Below are 15,695 nucleotides of genomic sequence, written 5' to 3' on the forward strand. Positions count from 1 at the left end.
ATAGCAATGGAGAAGGAGCTCAGGTTTGCCATTCGCGAAGGTGGTCGTACGGTAGGGGCCGGCGTTATCAGCGAAATACTGGAATAGGTCATAATTATGAATCAGAAGATACGGATTCGGATGAAGGCTTTTGATCATAAGCTGTTGGATCAATCAACTACCGATATTGTTGAAACGGCTAGGCGCACGGGCGCTAGGGTTGTAGGTCCCATACCGCTTCCTACGGTGATCAACAAGTACTGTGTATTACGCTCACCACATAAGGACAAGAAGTCGCGGGAGCAGTTTGAAATCCGGACGCACAAGCGTCTTTTGGATATCTTGGACCCGACCCAACAGACGGTTGACGCTCTCATGAAGCTGGATCTGTCGGCAGGGATAGATGTTGAGATAAAGCTTGATTAAGTCATAAGTAACCACCCCGGTTTGTCCGGGTGAAAATCGAAAAGGCTCTGGCGTTTAGGCCAAAATTCGAAACCCGAATGAGGAGAATGAGGAGTTGAGATCATGCATAGGGGGCTCTTAGGAAAAAAACTTGGTATGTCAAGCCTCTTTTCCTCAGGTGGTCGACAGGTCCCGATCACCGTACTCGAAGTGGGACCTTGTATCGTGACCCAGATAAAGAGGTTGGAAGGTGACGGATATGATGCGCTGCAGGTGGGTTTTATGGAAAAGAAGCCCTTACGGGTGAATAAACCCCTGGAGGGGCATTTCAAGAAGAGTGGTGGCAAGGGGTACAGGGCTTTGACCGAAATTGCAGTGGATGACCCCTCCCAACATACCTTAGGGGACACTTTGACTGTGGACAGTATGTTTGGAGTGGGAGAAATTGTTGATGTAATCGGGATTTCACGTGGGAGGGGCTTTACGGGCGTTGTTAAACGTTGGGGGTTTCACGGAGGTAAGGCAACTCATGGATCCATGTTTCATCGCGCACCTGGTTCTGTTGGGGCATCTGCAACCCCTTCCAAGATCGTTAAGGGGCGCAAGCTTCCGGGCCACCACGGAAATCAACGGGTTACTATAAAAAATTTGGAGATTGTTGATATCCGTCCGGAGCAGAACCTCATGATTGTGAAAGGCGCGGTGCCTGGAGGCAAGTCAGGGCTGGTTGAGGTCAGAAAACGAAAGATAGCGCCTAAAAGGCGATAAGGCAGGAACGGAACTTATGGCTGTTTGTGACGTTTATAATATGGACGGCGAAAGGGTCTCCGACATAGACTTGGTTGACGAGGTTTTTGATGTCCCGGTCAAGCAGCACGTCTTGCACCAGGTGGTCACTATGCAATTGACCAATAAGCGTTCGGGGACGGTGGCTACCAAAGGGCGTTCTTTTGTGCGTGGCGGCGGGCAGAAGCCTTACCGCCAGAAGGGGACTGGTCGCGCCCGAGCCGGCTCTCGAAGGTCTCCCCTGTGGCGCGGTGGCGGCGTAGTCTTTGGGCCGAGTCCGCGTAGTTACGGCTACAAGGTGCCCAAAAAAGTGCGCAGGCAAGCCCTTAAGATGGCGCTGAGCAGCAAATTACAGGATAAGGACTTGATCGTTGTGGACCGACTTGATTTGGAGGCTGTCAAGACCAAACGACTTGTGGAGGTCTTGGCCGCACTGAGAACGAAAGAGGTCCTTATCGTAATAGACCGACAGAATGAAAACTTGGAGCTTTGCTCCAGGAATGTGCCGTATGCCAAGGTGCTTCGCTCTGAGGGCTTGAACGTTTATGATATTTTGAGGTTTAGAAGCCTGATTCTAGTTGAGCCTGCCGTGAATCAGATACAGGAAAGATTACTCTCATGACGTCATACGAGATTCTCAATAGGCCCTTGATCACCGAAAAGAGTACAACCCAGAAGGAGAGCACCAATCAGCTTACATTTGAGGTGGATAGAAGAGCCAACAAGGTTGAGATACGGCGGGCCGTTGAGCGGATCTTCAATGTCAGGGTCGTAGCTGTTCAGACGATGCAGATGAAAGGCAAGGTCAAGCGCTTTGGACGGATCCTTGGCAAACGTCGCAACTGGAAGAAGGCGATTGTCACCTTGGCCCAGGGTGAACATGTTGAGTTTTTCGAAGGAGTATGATCGGTTGAGCCTGTTTAGCCCGTTGCCCGTTTGGCCCGTTGGAAGCACAAATCGTAGCAGCCAGTGCAAAGGGCAAAATGGAAGTTCTGGACGCTATGTTTTACGGACGACCAACAGGCTCAACCGGCTCAACCGGCAACCGGCTCAACGGAAAGGTAAAAAACATGGCGCTTAGGAAAATAAAGCCGACCTCTCCAGGGCGACGATTTCAAACATATGATACGTTTTATGATATCACGTCTGCGCGGCCTGAGAGGAATTTGCTCCGGCCACTAAAGAAAAGTGGCGGCCGGAATGTCCATGGTCGTGTGACATGTCGCCATCGCGGGGGCGGACATAAGCAGCGATACCGCCTGATTGACTTTAAGCGTGACAAGGTAGATGTCCCGGCAAAGGTGGCTACTATAGAATACGATCCGAATCGATCAGCCCGCATAGCGCTTCTTCATTATGTGGATGGAGAGAAACGCTATATTGTTGCTCCTCAGGATCTTAGAGTGGGAGATATGGTTGTCGCAAGCGAGACGGCTGATATTAAGCCCGGCAACGTGTTGCCTCTTCGATATATTCCCCTTGGCATGCAGATCCACAACGTTGAACTGCGTCCCGGAAAGGGGAGCCAGTTGGTCCGAAGCGCGGGCAACTACGCTCAGTTGATGGCCAAGGAAGGGCGGTATGCGCACGTGAAGCTCCCGTCGGGCGAGGTGCGCATGATTCTGATAGATTGCAAGGCAACCATAGGCCAAGTGGGTAATGCAGAACACGGGAACATCTCTTTGGGCAAGGCGGGACGAAGGCGTTGGCTTGGCCGGAGACCAACGGTTCGGGGTGTGGCTATGAATCCCGTTGATCACCCCATGGGTGGTGGCGAAGGGAAGGCGTCTGGCGGACGTCATCCGTGCTCGCCTTGGGGGGTCCCAACAAAAGGTTTCAGAACCCGTAAGAAGAATAAAGTGAGTGATCGCTACATTGTAAAACGTCGGCGGTAGCAATTCGTTTCTATTAACGAATAACAAAAATCATAACCACAAAATATTTTTCTTGAATACTATAGAAGCAAAGTATTAACGTCTCGAAATTTCTACAATAGGAAAGAACATGCCGCGTTCACTGAAGAAAGGCCCTTATATCGAGCCTAAATTGTTACGCAAAGTCCTGGTGGCACAGGAGAGTGGGAGCCGGAAGGTAATCAAGACATGGTCCAGGCGCTCGACTATTGTGCCTGAATTGGTTTCTCTCACGCTGGCCGTACATAATGGGAAGAAGTTTGTACCCGTCTTCGTCTCAGAAGATATGGTGGGCCATAAACTGGGGGAGTTTGCGCCGACAAGGACTTTTTACGGACATGCTGGCGTTAAGAAGACACGCATAAAAGCTAAGAAGTGATGGACGGATTGAGAAATGGAAGTTAGGGCGGTAGCCAAGTACGTACGGATTTCTCCCACAAAGGTTCGGCGGGTGGCAATAGCCATCAAGGGCAAGCCTGTAGAGGACGCCCTGAATCTTTTGGGCTATATGCCACAGCGTTCAGCCAAAATTCTGGCAAAGGTGATTCGTTCGGCGGTGGCAAATGCTGACCAGAAGCCTGACATTGACGTGGATAGCCTGTCCGTTTCAAATATTGCCGTTAATCAGGGCCCAAGCTTGAAACGTTTCAGGCCTCGGGCCATGGGTCGAGCAACCAGAATTCTGAAACGCACCAGTCACGTTACGATTGTGCTGGCCGAATAATGAGGCATTTGTGAGAAAGCGATTTTGCTCTCTGCCTGAGCAGAAGACATCTTGCAGACTTGTCAACAACAGCGTACGGAGGAGGTCGGTTTGGGACAGAAAGTCAACCCGATAGGCTTTAGACTTGGGGTGATCAAGTCGTGGGATTCTCGGTGGTTTGCGGGAAAGGAGTATGCCTCATTTATCGAAGATGATTACAAAATTCGGGAATTTCTAAAGAAAAAACTTTACCATGCCGGCATATCGAAGATCGAAATTGAAAGGTGGGCTAAGCGCATTAGGTTGCGAATATACGCGGCCCGCCCCGGAATCGTCATAGGGAAGAAAGGCGCCGAGATCGAATTGCTGAAAAAGGAACTGGAGAAGATGGTTCCTCAAGAGGTGGCTATTGATATTCAGGAGGTGAGGAAGCCCGAAGTTGACTCTCAGCTTGTTGCGGAAAACGTTGCTTTGCAGATCGTACGCAGGGTAGCCTTTCGCCGGGCTATGAAGAGAAGTGTCGCCTCTGCCATGAGGTTTGGCGCAAAGGGCATCAAGGTATGTTGCTCAGGTCGTCTGGGCGGCGCTGAGATGGCTCGTACTGAATGGTATAAGGAAGGCAGGATTCCTCTTCATACCTTGAGAGCTGACATTGATTATGGGTTCACTGAGGCCCGGACTACCTACGGTGTGATCGGGGTGAAAGTGTGGATATTTAATGGCGAGATCCTTGAACGAGAAAGGGCCACAGCGGTTTAGGGGAACTATGTCATGTTGAGTCCTAAGAAGGTTAAATACCGAAAACAACAAAAGGGCAGAATGAGAGGCACGGCCTATCGCGGGTCGGAGTTGACGTTTGGGGAATTTGGACTTCAAGCTCTTGAGTGCGCCAGTATTACCTCTCAGCAAATAGAGGCTGCCCGTATTGCCATGACACGCCATGTGAAACGTGGCGGGAAGATCTGGATCCGAGTCTTTCCGGACAAACCGTTTACGAAAAAGCCGGCTGAAACCAGAATGGGCAAAGGAAAGGGCTCTCCTGAGGGCTGGGTTGCAGTCGTAAAGCCAGGGCGGATTCTCTACGAGATGGAAGGAATTTCATTGGAGCTTGCAAAAGAGGCACTTCGGCTGGCTTCACATAAACTCCCGTTCAGAACACGCACAGTGGTGCGAGGGGAGCGTTGATGAAAGCAAGTGAGATCAGAGAGCTGGGTTTAGAGGAAATCCGCCAAAAATTGAGCGAGTTAACAGAAGAGCAATTCAATCTCAGGTTTCAGCACGCTACCGACCAGCTTGAAAACGCCATGAGGCTGCGTCATGTCAAGCACGATATCGCTCGCATGAAAACCGTTTTGAGGGAGTTGGAGCTGAGGCCTGGTCTTGGCTCGTAGTTCCCATGGGAGAGAAAATCATTTTTTTGAAGCGGCGCAGCCGCGCTGTAGAAAATCGCGAAGCGATTTTATTAAGGGTTCATGACACATGAAAGATCGGGGAATACGAAAAAGACGCATTGGCAGGGTTGTAAGTGACAAGATGGACAAGACTGTTGTCGTGGCCATAGATAGAATTGTCAAGCATTCTGTATACAAAAAGTATGTTAAACGACGTTCCAAGTGTGTGGCCCATGATGAGAAAAATATGTGCGCTTTGGGCGACAAGGTAATGATCATAGAAACAAGGCCACTGAGCAAGACAAAGAGGTGGCGCGTTTGTGAGGTTATGCAAAAGGCTGTTTAAGGGGAATTGTGGCAGATGATACAGGCGGAAACCAAGTTGCAGGTTGCGGACAATTCGGGAGCAAGAAAACTGTATTGCATCAGGGTACTGGGGGGGTCCAGGCGACGGTATGCAAGGATTGGTGATGTTATTGTTGTCGCAGTGAAGGAGGCAATACCACACGCGAAGGTAAAGAAGGGCGACGTAATGCGGGCGGTCGTGGTCAGGACCACAAAGGAATTGCGCAGGCCTGATGGCTCTTACATTAAGTTTGACGATAACTCGGCGGTGCTGATCAATCCGAACGGGGAACCCGTTGGAACCCGTATCTTTGGCCCTGTGGCCAGAGAACTTCGAGCAAAAAAATTTATGAAGATCATTTCATTGGCTCCAGAGGTATTATAATAACCCGGGAGCTCTGGCAAGGGGGAAGCCGTCTATGGCAGCCGGAAGGTGCAGCATCAAGAAGGACGACAGAGTCAAAGTGGTGGCTGGCAAGGAGAAGGGCAAAATCGGCAAGGTCCTAAAAGTGCTTCATGAGAAGGAACGCCTTATAGTTGAAAATGTCAATTTCGTGAAGTGTCATACGAGACCCGGGGGCAAGACACCTCGCGGGGGGATTATAGAGAAGGAGGCCTCCATTCATTGGTCCAACCTGATGCTGATGTGTGACAAGTGCATAAACCCCATTAGGGTTAAGATGCAGCGCCTTGAAGATGGCAAGAAGGTCAGGGTCTGCAGGAAATGCGGGGAGATCATTGATAAGTGATTTGACTCTTAGAGGCTCGTTATGTCTAATTTGAAGACCTTTTATCGACAACAAATCGTTCCAGAACTCATAGGCAAGTTTGGGTATAAGAATGTCATGCAGGTCCCAAAACTGAGTAAGATCGTGCTGAACATGGGGCTTGGAGAGGCAATACAGAATATCAAGGTTCTTGATTCTGCCATGGAAGAACTTGCACTGATCGCGGGCCAAAAGCCAGTGGTAAGGCGCGCACGCAAATCGATTGCGTCGTTCAAGCTCAGGGCAGGTATGCCGATAGGCTGCACGGTGACCCTTCGAGGGGATCGCATGTATGACTTATTTACAAGGCTTGTTAACATTGCATTGCCCAGGTTGCGGGACTTTCGCGGGGTATCCGGCAAGGCCTTTGACGGGCGGGGCAACTATTCCTTGGGCATCAAGGAACATATCATATTCCCGGAAATCGACTATGACAAGATCGACAGGATTCAGGGGTTGAACATAACCGTCGTGACCAATGCGGAAACTGACGAGGAAGGCAAAGAACTCCTAAGACTAATGGGAATGCCTTTTAGGAACTGAGAAGGAGGAGTGGGTGGCAAGGAAAGCTCTGAGGGTTAGGGTGAAACGCGAACCCAAGTTTCGCAGTAGGGCCTATTCAAGGTGTCCAATATGTGGACGAGCTAGGGCCTTTATGAGAAAATTTGGCGTTTGCCGCATATGTTTCAGGAACTTGGCGCTCATGGGGCAGTTACCGGGAGTAGTCAAGTCGAGCTGGTAATAAAGAGGTCATTACTCGGATAAACCGGAAGCACATGCTGTTTTCAAGGCGTCAGCCGCAAACAAATCCAAATACTAAATGCTCAAATGTTCAAAACTGTAGGAAGGGCCTGAAGCACGATTGTATTCCCCTTCGCCTGACTTTATCATTATCATTTTCTGATTTTGAGTTTTTGTCATTTGGTATTGTCCTTCGACTTCGCTCAGGATGGTAAGCCAGTCGACACTGCTCATGGCCGTGAGCCAGTCGAACGGCCAGTCGAACCATTTCGAATTTCTGGTTTCGGATTTGCGGTTTACGCCTTGAGAACAGCACGAATTTGAAAAGGCTTGTACCAGGAAAAACACGAATTCTATTGTTATCGGACTATGAAGGAGATAAGCAATGTCAGTAACTGATCCGTTGGCTGATATGCTGACCCGTATCAGGAATGCATATACGGCCAAACATGGCAAGGTGGACATTCCCGCATCTAACATGAAGATCAGCATTGCCAAGATATTGAAAAGCGAAGGCTACATTAAGAACTATAAATTGCTCAAAGAACAAGGCCATGGGATATTGAGACTTTATCTCAAGTATCAAGAGCGCAACCAGGGAATTATTACAGGACTGAAGCGCCTGAGCAAACCGGGCCGACGAGTGTATGTTAAGAAGAAAGATATACCTTTTGTTTTAAATGGAATGGGCATAGCTGTGCTCTCGACCTCAAAAGGGATTCTTACGGACCGTGAAGCGAGAAAGCAGAATGTCGGCGGCGAGCTTTTGTGCGGTATCTGGTAGGTTAGGGGGTTATTTCCTGAGCCGAACAAGCCGGAAACCAAAGGAACAAGATTACCACGTGATGTTCTCAAGGCGAACGCCGCAAAACACGAAGGGGCACGAAAGCACGAAAAAAAGATTTCTAGAGAAATTTCGTGTCTTCGAACTTTCGTGCTTTCGTGGTGGTCTTTAACGATCCTCTGGCAAAAAAAACCCATTTTGTTGATAACCGACTAAGAAAGGATGTACCGACAATGTCACGAGTGGGAAAGCGACCAGTTCCCTTACCCGATAGCGTGACCGTCTCCTGTGAGGGCCGGAACCTCACCGTGAATGGGCCGAAAGGGGATTTGTCTCGTCTGATACATGGCGATGCAGAACTGAACATTGAGGATGGTCTTGTCAATGTCATCGTGTCTGGCGAAAACAAGAAAGCCTCGGCCATCCAGGGATTGACGCGTACTCTGGTGGCAAACATGATCTGGGGCGTTACTCAAGGGTTTGAACGCGTCTTGGAACTCATTGGCGTGGGTTACCGCGTTGATTTGAAGTCGAATGTTTTGACGTTTGCAGTGGGATATTCTCATCCTGTTGTTTACAAACTTCCTGACGGCATAACGGCCTCGGTCGACAAGAACAGAATAGTTCTGAGAGGTATCGACAAGGAGCTGCTTGGAGCGACGGCTGCAACCATTAGGGGTTTTAGAAAGCCCGAGCCGTACAAAGGCAAAGGAATCAAGTACGCCGAACAGCGCATTAGACGTAAAGTCGGCAAGTCTGGCGCCAAGTAGAAATACATCGGCTTTTCCAGTTCTCCAATCTCTGATGAGAGGAAACGGCCCATGGGGGCATTAAGCAAAAAGAAAGAAGCGCGTTTGAAACGGAAAAAACATGTGCGGAAAACCGTCTTTGGCACAGAGGATCGACCGAGACTTACGGTTTTCAGGAGCGCACGTCACATGTATGCTCAAGTTGTGGTTGATACGACTGGTCATGCAGTGACTGCAGCTTCTACCCTTGAGAAAGAGGCGCGCCAGCATTCTCCGTTTGGAAGCAAAGCAGAGGCAGCAGAATTTGTGGGCAGGCTCGTTGCACAGAGGGCAATGGAAAAAGGGGTGTCTAAAGTGGTTTTTGACCGGAATGGTTTTCTGTTTCACGGTCGAGTGCGTGCTCTTGCGACAGGGGCTCGTAAACAAGGTCTTGATTTTTAGGCTTGCCCTTAACAAGGAGGAGAACGATTGATAGGCAAAGAGACAGACGAGATTCAGCTAATAGACAAGGTCGTTCATATAAGCCGGACAGCCAAGGTGGTCAAAGGGGGGCGTCGCTTTAGTTTTAGCGCTGTTGTTGTCGTCGGGGATGGCAACGGCAAAGTGGGATGCGGCTTGGGCAAGGCCAACGAGGTGCCTGAGGCCATTCGCAAAGGGGTCGAACGCGCCAAGAAGAACATGACCCAGGTGGTCTTGGTGAACCGTACCATCCCCTATGAGGTCATAGGCAAACATGGCGCTGGGCGGGTGCTTCTGAAGCCTGCTTCCCAAGGCACCGGTGTCATTGCCGGCGGCGCAGTGCGCGCTGTATTGGAGGCCGCTGGCGTGCAGAATATCCTGACAAAGTGTATGAGGTCTCACAACCCCCACAACTTGGTCAAGGCCACGCTTGATGGTTTGTGTCAACTACGGAGCCGCGAAACGATTGCGGCTTGGCGTGGCAAGCAGCCTGGCGAGATATAAAATTGCGCAGCGATTGTATCAAGGAAAATGTTTATGTCTGAAGCGCTTAGGATTACGTTAAAAAAAAGTCTCATAGGAAGACCGGAGAAGCACCGGCGGACTGTTCGAAGTCTGGGTTTAAGGAAGTTAAATAGCACGGTTATTTTGAAGGATACCCCTTGCATCAGGGGAATGATTCGAAAGGTGCCCCATCTACTAGAGGTTGAGGAGGGCTCGAATGAAACTCCATGAACTGTCGCCTCCGAAAGGAGCCCGGAGATTAGCCAAACGCGTTGGCCGAGGACTCGGTTCTGGAAATGGCAAGACTGCCGGACGCGGCTCAAACGGGCAGAAGAGCCGTTCTGGCGGGAACCTCAGGCCCGGATTTGAAGGTGGTCAGATGCCGCTGCAGCGGCGTTTGCCGAAGCGTGGCTTTACCAATATTTTTAAGAAACAATATGCTATTGTTAACGTGAGGGACCTGGGGCGTTTTGACAAGGGATCAGTGGTAGACGAGGCGGCCCTGGCGGGCGCTGGGCTTGTTGCACGAAAGCGAGACGGAGTGAAACTGCTAGGACACGGCGCCATTGATTACCCCCTGGTTATCAGGGTGAACCGTTGTAGCAAGTCAGCGCAGGCCAGCATTGAAGCTGCTGGTGGGCAGGTAGAACTGGTGTGATATGGTAGGTGGTTTTCAGAATATATTCAAGATACCGGAACTAAAGAAGCGCGTTCTCTATACGTTTGCACTCTTGATGGTGTATCGCATTGGCTGTGCCGTGCCAACACCCGGTATCGACGGAGATGCCCTTGCTTCATTTTTCGCCCGTGCCAAGGGAACCCTGTTGGGGATGTTTGACATGTTTTCCGGTGGCGCTCTGGAAAGGCTTTCTGTATTTGCCCTGGGAATTATGCCTTATATCAGCGCATCCATCATTTTGCAGCTTCTCACCGTGGTTGTTCCTCATCTTGAACGACTTTCTAAGGAAGGAGAAGCCGGCCGAAAAAAAATTACCCAATACACACGTTACGGCACAGTTTTCCTGAGTATCATCCAGGGGTTTGGCATCGCTGTCGGGCTTGAGAGGATGAGTGTGCCGGGTGCGGCCACGATCGTGGCCTATCCTGGATGGAGTTTTAGATTGATAACAGTGATTACACTTACTGCCGGCACGGCTTTTATTATGTGGTTGGGCGAGCAAATTACTGAACGCGGGATTGGCAACGGGATTTCCTTGATCATATTTGCAGGGATTGTAGCTCGTATGCCAAACGCAGTTAGCAACACCTTTAGTTTGATGAGAACGGGGGAGATAGGCGTTTTTCTGGTCTTGACATTACTGGTTGTGATGGTGGCTGTTGTGGGATTTATCATATTTGTGGAACGCGGCCAGCGACGTATTCCAGTGCAATATGCTAAACGGATCGTCGGCCGAAAGATGTACGGTGGGCAGAGCACCCATCTACCCCTTAAAATCAACACGTCAGGCGTCATTCCTCCCATTTTTGCTTCATCTATCATTATGTTTCCTGCCACGATCGCCAATTTTGTTAAAGTGCCGTGGGTTCAGAGCGCCGCTCAGGCCATGACACCCGACAGCATTATATATAACCTCGTTTACGTTGGGTTTATCATATTCTTTTGCTTTTTTTATACGGCAGTCACTTTCAATCCGGTTGATGTGGCCGATAACATGAAAAAATACGGCGGCTATATCCCCGGCATCAGGCCAGGCAAGCGTACGGCGGACTATATTGACCGAGTGCTCACACGCATTACTTTTGGCGGAGCTCTGTACGTATCGGCCGTTTGCGTGCTCCCGACCCTGCTGATTTCCAGATTCAATGTGCCCTTCTACTTTGGTGGCACGGCCCTTCTGATTGTAGTGGGTGTCGCCATAGATACCGTTAGCCAGATGGAAAGCCACATGCTGGCTCGACATTACGAAGGCTTCATGAAGAAGGGGGGGGCGTTCAAAGGTCGCCGATGAAATGGTTATCTTAAAATCTTCAAGGGAAATTGACAAAATCCGCCGCAGCAACCAAATGGTTGCAGAGATACTTGAGATACTGAAGGGAAAAGTTGCTCCCGGCATTGACACGTTAACCCTGAACAGGATATCCGAAGAATTGGCCATAAAGAGAAAAGCCAGACCTGCTTTTAAGGACTATAGGGGCTTTCCATTCAGTCTGTGTGCATCCGTGAACGAGCAAGTAGTTCACGGATTTCCGTGCAAACGCCCCCTGAAAGAGGGGGACATCCTGAGCATGGATTTTGGTATCTACCATGATGGCTATTATGGTGATGCGGCCATCACTGTCCCTGTGGGCAAAATCTCGAAAAGTGCCCAGCATCTCATGGACATTACAAAAGAAGCTCTTTTTTTGGGAATTGAGCAGGCAACGCCGGGTAATCGACTGTCTGATATCTCCCATGCCATTCAAAAGCACGTAGAGGGTGCTGGATTTTCTGTTGTTCGGAAATTCGTGGGACACGGCATAGGAAAAAACCTGCATGAGGACCCTCAGATACCAAATTACGGGAAACCGGGCACGGGCATCCGCCTGAAGCCAGGCATGGTGTTTGCCATTGAACCTATGGTCAATTCCGGAGGATACGAGGTCGAAACCCTGAAAGACGGCTGGACGGCTGTGACGAAAGATGGCAGCCTGTCAGCCCATTTTGAACATACTATTGCTATTACGGAAAACGGGCCGGTTATCCTGAGTGTCACGGATAAGGCGGGAGCGTCCTGATAACATAAGGAAAAACAATGAAAGTAAGGGCATCGGTAAAAAGGATCTGTAATAAGTGCAAGATTGTTCGCCGCAAGGGGACGGTGAGAGTCATTTGCGAGAACAAAAGGCATAAGCAAAAGCAAGGGTAAGATCGTGAAACGGACCAACAACGAAACCAAGGGGAGACAGAATATTGGCACGTATAGCGGGTGTTGACTTACCGAAGAACAAGAGAATTGAAATAGCTCTGACCTATATTTACGGGATTGGTCGCAGCACTTCTGGAAAAATATTGAGCCAAGCCGGCATAGACTTTGATACAAAGTCGGATCAGTTAGGTGAAGACCAGATTAGCGCCATCCGAAAAGTCATCGACAGCCAATACAAGGTTGAGGGGGAACTTCGGACGGAAGTCTCCATGAACATAAAGCGACTCATGGAACTGGGTTGCTATCGAGGGCTCAGGCACCGGAAATCATTGCCGGCCCGAGGGCAGCGTACCAGTACCAACGCAAGGACCCGGAAGGGACCACGAAGAAGTGTTGTAGGAAAGAGGAAAAAATAGGAGGGGGACAGCAGATATCATGGCAAGACCTTCTGGGAAAAAGAAAGAGAAGAAGCATATTTTGAACGGGATAGCGCATATCCAGTCTACCTTCAACAACACGATTGTGACCATCACCGATCCGGCGGGCAACGTGGTCGCGTGGTCCAGTGCAGGAGGGCAGGGTTTTAAGGGCTCCAGGAAAAGCACCCCTTTTGCTGCCCAACTTGCGGCTGAAGACGCGGCCAAGAAGGCCATGCAACACGGGATGAGAAATGTTGAAGTCTACGTGAAGGGTCCGGGCGCAGGCCGGGAAGCGGCATTGCGTTCCTTGCAGGCCGCCGGATTCAATGTAGTTATGATCAAAGACGTGACACCCATACCACATAACGGATGTCGGCCGCCCAAGCGCCGCAGAGTGTGAAAGGAGGAGAACCTTGGCACGATATGTCGGTTCGGTTTGCAGGCTATGCCGCAGAGAGAACCTGAAGATGTTTCTGAAAGGAGACAGGTGTTATTCTGACAAGTGTGCCTTTGACCGCAGAGGTTATGCCCCTGGCCAGCACGGGCAATCCCGCAGACGCAAGATTTCGGATTACGGCATCCAGCTTCGGGAGAAGCAGAAGGTCAAGCGGATGTACGGCGTACTGGAAGGTCAGTTTCGACGGACATTTAGGAAAGCTGAGCAAAAACGCGGGGTAACCGGCGCAAACCTTTTGTTTCTTTTGGAGCGGCGACTTGACAATGTGATCTACCGTTTAGGCTTTGCCAATTCGCGGACGCAGGCCAGACAGTTGGTTCGTCATGGCCATTTCACAGTCAATGAAAAGAAGATGAATATTCCGTCTTATATTGTCAAGATAGGCGACGTTGTGGATGTCCGGGAAAAGAGTCGAAAGATCGGGGTTATCCAGGATGCCATGGATACTGTGGTACGGCGTGGAATTCCGGGATGGCTAGAGATGGAAAAAGACAGTTTCAGGGGCAGGGTCAAAGCTCACCCGACTCGGGAGGAGTTGACTATGCCCATTCAGGAGCAGTTGATCGTAGAGCTTTATTCCAAATAGTTGCAGTTTGTCACATTGGAATACAAACTGCAAAATCGGAGACTGGATTATGTCATCAGGATCGAATGAGGTCATGTACATGAACTGGCGTGAACTCATTAAGCCCAAGCGGGTTGAGGTCAGCGCCAGCAGCAAAACCTATGGGAAGTTTGTGTGTGAACCTTTGGAGCCGGGCTTTGGCATTACTATTGGAAATGCCCTTCGTAGGATCCTCCTTTCTTCAATTCATGGAGCTGCCATTGTTTCAGTAAAGATAGATAATGTTATGCACGAGTTCTCGGCAATACCCGGTGTGCTGGAAGATGTGTCTGAGATGGTATTGAACCTCAAGGAAGTCCGACTGCGAATGTCAGATTCAAGCCCGCGGGTAATTCGGCTGGAAGCCTCTGAAGAAGGAGCGGTAAAGGCAGGAGATATAGTAAGTGACGGTGGCGTTGAGATACTGAACCCTGAGCATCATATCGCGACCTTATCCAAAGATGGCAACCTGAACCTGACCATGACGGTAAAGGTGGGGAAGGGTTACGTCCCTGCGGAGATGAATAAAGAGCAGAATGCGCCTATTGGCACGATACCGATAGATGCGGTTTTTTCACCCATTAGCCGGGTCAATTACGTTGTCGGCAATGCCAGAGTTCGTCAGAGAACCGATTATGACAAGCTCACCCTTGAGGTGTGGACAGACGGGAGTGTTCTGCCGGAAGACGCAACGGCATATGCGGCAAAGATACTCAAAGAACAGATGAGTGTTTTTATTACTTTTGATGAAGAGCCGGAGCCTGAACCAGAAGAACCAGAGGAGAAAGAAGAACCTCTCAATGAGAACCTTTATCGGAGCGTGGAGGAGCTGGAGCTTTCGGTTCGATCGGCAAACTGTTTGAACAATGCCAATATTGAATTCATAGGAGAGTTGGTCCAGAAGACTGAACAGGAAATGCTCAAGACAAAAAACTTTGGACGCAAGTCACTGAATGAGATCAAGGAAGTACTCACGGAAATGGGTTTGACACTTGGTATGGGTGTTGAGGGCTTCGTTCCACCCGAGAAACCGGCTGAGGAAGGAGAAAGCAGCGATACATGAGACACCAGAAGGCTGGAAAAAAGCTCAACCGCACAGGAAGCCATCGTAATGCCATGTTTCGGAATATGGTAACTTCCCTTTTCATACACGGAAGCATTCGGACAACTGATGTCAAGGCCAAGGAGTTGAGGCGATGGGCCGATCGTATGATTACCCTTGCAAAAAGGGGTGACCTTCACGCGCGGCGTCAGGCGCTTGCAGTTGTCAGGGATAAGGCTGTAGTCCACAAACTTTTTGAGGAAGCTTCGGAACGCTTTGGCCAAAGGGCGGGAGGCTACACGCGGGTGATCAAGATAGGAAAGCGGGCCGGAGATGCGGCCCCTGTTTCATTGGTAGAATTTGTTGTTGCTAGAGAAAAGAAGGAGCGTAAAAAGAAAAAGGCCAAAGCGGTAAAAAAGGGCGAGGTCAAGAAAGAAACACGTGCAGAGCCCAAAGAAAAAGCAATGCCAAAAGAGGCGGAAACTGCGGGGAAGGCAGCAGAGCAACCAGCGCCTGACCTGCCTAGCCGGCAGGCGGGAATGAAAGAGCCTGTCCCTGAGCCGGAAGGTGAGACTGTCAGCGAAGCAGCAGAAGCAAGCGCCGAAGAGGCAGCGCCACAGGAAACGAAAGAAGCTCAGGAAAAAGAGTAGATAGCGCTATAGAATCTATTGCGATCAATCCCTATCTCCACTCCCAGGGTGTACGCCTCATATTACGTTACGAACTCGGGAAAATGACGGTTAACGAAGAATGTCCAGAACTGCTCCCAGCGATTGCTTA

At 50.0% G+C, this 15,695-nt stretch carries 30 protein-coding genes; all 30 read left to right on the plus strand.

The genetic code is table 11. The annotated features are described in order from the left end of the window. Window positions 1-87: elongation factor Tu (locus tag JW883_11030; protein ID MBN1842800.1), on the plus strand; the 87-nt coding region annotated here is incomplete at its 5' end. A 6-nt stretch (window positions 88-93) separates the two neighbouring features. Beyond that, entirely contained in the window at window positions 94-405 is a 312-nt protein-coding gene (gene rpsJ / locus JW883_11035) for a 30S ribosomal protein S10 (protein MBN1842801.1), read from the plus strand. A gap of 102 nt (window positions 406-507) precedes the next feature. Next, on the plus strand, window positions 508-1,152 hold the full coding sequence (gene rplC / locus JW883_11040) for a 50S ribosomal protein L3 (protein MBN1842802.1): 645 nt from the start codon (window positions 508-510) through the stop codon (window positions 1,150-1,152). A gap of 16 nt (window positions 1,153-1,168) precedes the next feature. Then, window positions 1,169-1,792, plus strand: coding sequence for a 50S ribosomal protein L4 (gene rplD / locus JW883_11045; protein ID MBN1842803.1), 624 nt, complete (start codon window positions 1,169-1,171; stop codon window positions 1,790-1,792). Then, a complete protein-coding gene (gene rplW / locus JW883_11050; protein ID MBN1842804.1) occupies window positions 1,789-2,076 on the plus strand; it encodes a 50S ribosomal protein L23 in 288 nt (95 codons plus the stop codon). Before rplD ends, rplW begins: the two co-directional genes overlap by 4 nt. Window positions 2,077-2,240: 164 nt before the next feature. After that, the gene (rplB, locus tag JW883_11055; GenBank protein ID MBN1842805.1) at window positions 2,241-3,065 is read left to right on the plus strand and encodes a 50S ribosomal protein L2; all 825 of its coding nucleotides are present in this window, start codon (window positions 2,241-2,243) and stop codon (window positions 3,063-3,065) included. A gap of 109 nt (window positions 3,066-3,174) precedes the next feature. Beyond that, window positions 3,175-3,462 (plus strand): 30S ribosomal protein S19, encoded by a 288-nt coding sequence (gene rpsS, locus JW883_11060; GenBank protein ID MBN1842806.1) that lies wholly within the window; start codon window positions 3,175-3,177, stop codon window positions 3,460-3,462. A 15-nt stretch (window positions 3,463-3,477) separates the two neighbouring features. After that, window positions 3,478-3,807: a 50S ribosomal protein L22 gene (rplV, locus tag JW883_11065; GenBank protein ID MBN1842807.1), complete on the plus strand. Its 330-nt coding sequence runs from the start codon at window positions 3,478-3,480 to the stop codon at window positions 3,805-3,807. Between the two features lie 90 nt (window positions 3,808-3,897). Continuing rightward, the gene (rpsC, locus tag JW883_11070; GenBank protein MBN1842808.1) at window positions 3,898-4,545 is read left to right on the plus strand and encodes a 30S ribosomal protein S3; all 648 of its coding nucleotides are present in this window, start codon (window positions 3,898-3,900) and stop codon (window positions 4,543-4,545) included. Between the two features lie 12 nt (window positions 4,546-4,557). After that, on the plus strand, window positions 4,558-4,971 hold the full coding sequence (gene rplP / locus JW883_11075; protein ID MBN1842809.1) for a 50S ribosomal protein L16: 414 nt from the start codon (window positions 4,558-4,560) through the stop codon (window positions 4,969-4,971). Then, entirely contained in the window at window positions 4,971-5,177 is a 207-nt protein-coding gene (rpmC, locus tag JW883_11080; protein ID MBN1842810.1) for a 50S ribosomal protein L29, read from the plus strand. Before rplP ends, rpmC begins: the two co-directional genes overlap by 1 nt. Before the next feature lie 88 nt (window positions 5,178-5,265). Next, a complete protein-coding gene (gene rpsQ, locus JW883_11085; GenBank protein MBN1842811.1) occupies window positions 5,266-5,523 on the plus strand; it encodes a 30S ribosomal protein S17 in 258 nt (85 codons plus the stop codon). Between the two features lie 15 nt (window positions 5,524-5,538). Then, window positions 5,539-5,907, plus strand: coding sequence for a 50S ribosomal protein L14 (gene rplN / locus JW883_11090; GenBank protein MBN1842812.1), 369 nt, complete (start codon window positions 5,539-5,541; stop codon window positions 5,905-5,907). A 34-nt stretch (window positions 5,908-5,941) separates the two neighbouring features. Next, the gene (locus JW883_11095; protein ID MBN1842813.1) at window positions 5,942-6,271 is read left to right on the plus strand and encodes a 50S ribosomal protein L24; all 330 of its coding nucleotides are present in this window, start codon (window positions 5,942-5,944) and stop codon (window positions 6,269-6,271) included. 21 nt (window positions 6,272-6,292) lie between these two features. Then, window positions 6,293-6,832: a 50S ribosomal protein L5 gene (rplE, locus tag JW883_11100; protein ID MBN1842814.1), complete on the plus strand. Its 540-nt coding sequence runs from the start codon at window positions 6,293-6,295 to the stop codon at window positions 6,830-6,832. Window positions 6,833-6,845: 13 nt separating this feature from the next. Beyond that, on the plus strand, window positions 6,846-7,031 hold the full coding sequence (locus JW883_11105) for a type Z 30S ribosomal protein S14 (GenBank protein ID MBN1842815.1): 186 nt from the start codon (window positions 6,846-6,848) through the stop codon (window positions 7,029-7,031). Window positions 7,032-7,415: 384 nt separating this feature from the next. Next, window positions 7,416-7,814 (plus strand): 30S ribosomal protein S8, encoded by a 399-nt coding sequence (rpsH, locus tag JW883_11110; protein MBN1842816.1) that lies wholly within the window; start codon window positions 7,416-7,418, stop codon window positions 7,812-7,814. Window positions 7,815-8,047: 233 nt separating this feature from the next. Continuing rightward, window positions 8,048-8,584 carry a 50S ribosomal protein L6 gene (rplF, locus tag JW883_11115; GenBank protein ID MBN1842817.1) on the plus strand — a complete coding sequence of 179 codons (537 nt, stop codon included), beginning with the start codon at window positions 8,048-8,050 and terminating at the stop codon, window positions 8,582-8,584. Between the two features lie 51 nt (window positions 8,585-8,635). Continuing rightward, a complete protein-coding gene (locus tag JW883_11120; protein MBN1842818.1) occupies window positions 8,636-9,004 on the plus strand; it encodes a 50S ribosomal protein L18 in 369 nt (122 codons plus the stop codon). 27 nt (window positions 9,005-9,031) lie between these two features. Beyond that, a complete protein-coding gene (rpsE, locus tag JW883_11125) occupies window positions 9,032-9,526 on the plus strand; it encodes a 30S ribosomal protein S5 (protein MBN1842819.1) in 495 nt (164 codons plus the stop codon). A gap of 33 nt (window positions 9,527-9,559) precedes the next feature. Next, a complete protein-coding gene (gene rpmD, locus JW883_11130; protein MBN1842820.1) occupies window positions 9,560-9,757 on the plus strand; it encodes a 50S ribosomal protein L30 in 198 nt (65 codons plus the stop codon). Further along, window positions 9,744-10,184, plus strand: a complete 441-nt coding sequence (gene rplO / locus JW883_11135; GenBank protein MBN1842821.1) for a 50S ribosomal protein L15 — start codon at window positions 9,744-9,746, stop codon at window positions 10,182-10,184. Before rpmD ends, rplO begins: the two co-directional genes overlap by 14 nt. A 1-nt stretch (window position 10,185) precedes the next feature. Further along, on the plus strand, window positions 10,186-11,496 hold the full coding sequence (gene secY, locus JW883_11140; GenBank protein ID MBN1842822.1) for a preprotein translocase subunit SecY: 1,311 nt from the start codon (window positions 10,186-10,188) through the stop codon (window positions 11,494-11,496). A 1-nt stretch (window position 11,497) separates the two neighbouring features. Next, a complete protein-coding gene (gene map / locus JW883_11145; GenBank protein ID MBN1842823.1) occupies window positions 11,498-12,262 on the plus strand; it encodes a type I methionyl aminopeptidase in 765 nt (254 codons plus the stop codon). Window positions 12,263-12,279: 17 nt separating this feature from the next. Further along, the gene (rpmJ, locus tag JW883_11150) at window positions 12,280-12,393 is read left to right on the plus strand and encodes a 50S ribosomal protein L36 (protein MBN1842824.1); all 114 of its coding nucleotides are present in this window, start codon (window positions 12,280-12,282) and stop codon (window positions 12,391-12,393) included. Window positions 12,394-12,437: 44 nt separating this feature from the next. Beyond that, a complete protein-coding gene (gene rpsM / locus JW883_11155) occupies window positions 12,438-12,809 on the plus strand; it encodes a 30S ribosomal protein S13 (protein MBN1842825.1) in 372 nt (123 codons plus the stop codon). A gap of 19 nt (window positions 12,810-12,828) precedes the next feature. Next, window positions 12,829-13,212 carry a 30S ribosomal protein S11 gene (gene rpsK, locus JW883_11160; GenBank protein ID MBN1842826.1) on the plus strand — a complete coding sequence of 128 codons (384 nt, stop codon included), beginning with the start codon at window positions 12,829-12,831 and terminating at the stop codon, window positions 13,210-13,212. Window positions 13,213-13,225: 13 nt separating this feature from the next. Then, window positions 13,226-13,855 (plus strand): 30S ribosomal protein S4, encoded by a 630-nt coding sequence (gene rpsD / locus JW883_11165; protein MBN1842827.1) that lies wholly within the window; start codon window positions 13,226-13,228, stop codon window positions 13,853-13,855. A gap of 73 nt (window positions 13,856-13,928) precedes the next feature. Beyond that, window positions 13,929-14,936, plus strand: a complete 1,008-nt coding sequence (locus tag JW883_11170; protein ID MBN1842828.1) for a DNA-directed RNA polymerase subunit alpha — start codon at window positions 13,929-13,931, stop codon at window positions 14,934-14,936. Next, window positions 14,933-15,565: a 50S ribosomal protein L17 gene (gene rplQ, locus JW883_11175; protein ID MBN1842829.1), complete on the plus strand. Its 633-nt coding sequence runs from the start codon at window positions 14,933-14,935 to the stop codon at window positions 15,563-15,565. The genes JW883_11170 and rplQ overlap by 4 nt, the downstream gene beginning before the upstream one ends. Window positions 15,566-15,695: the final 130 nt, after the last annotated feature.

It is taken from the genome of Deltaproteobacteria bacterium (genome assembly GCA_016930875.1).
Lineage (GTDB): Bacteria > Desulfobacterota > Desulfobacteria > Desulfobacterales.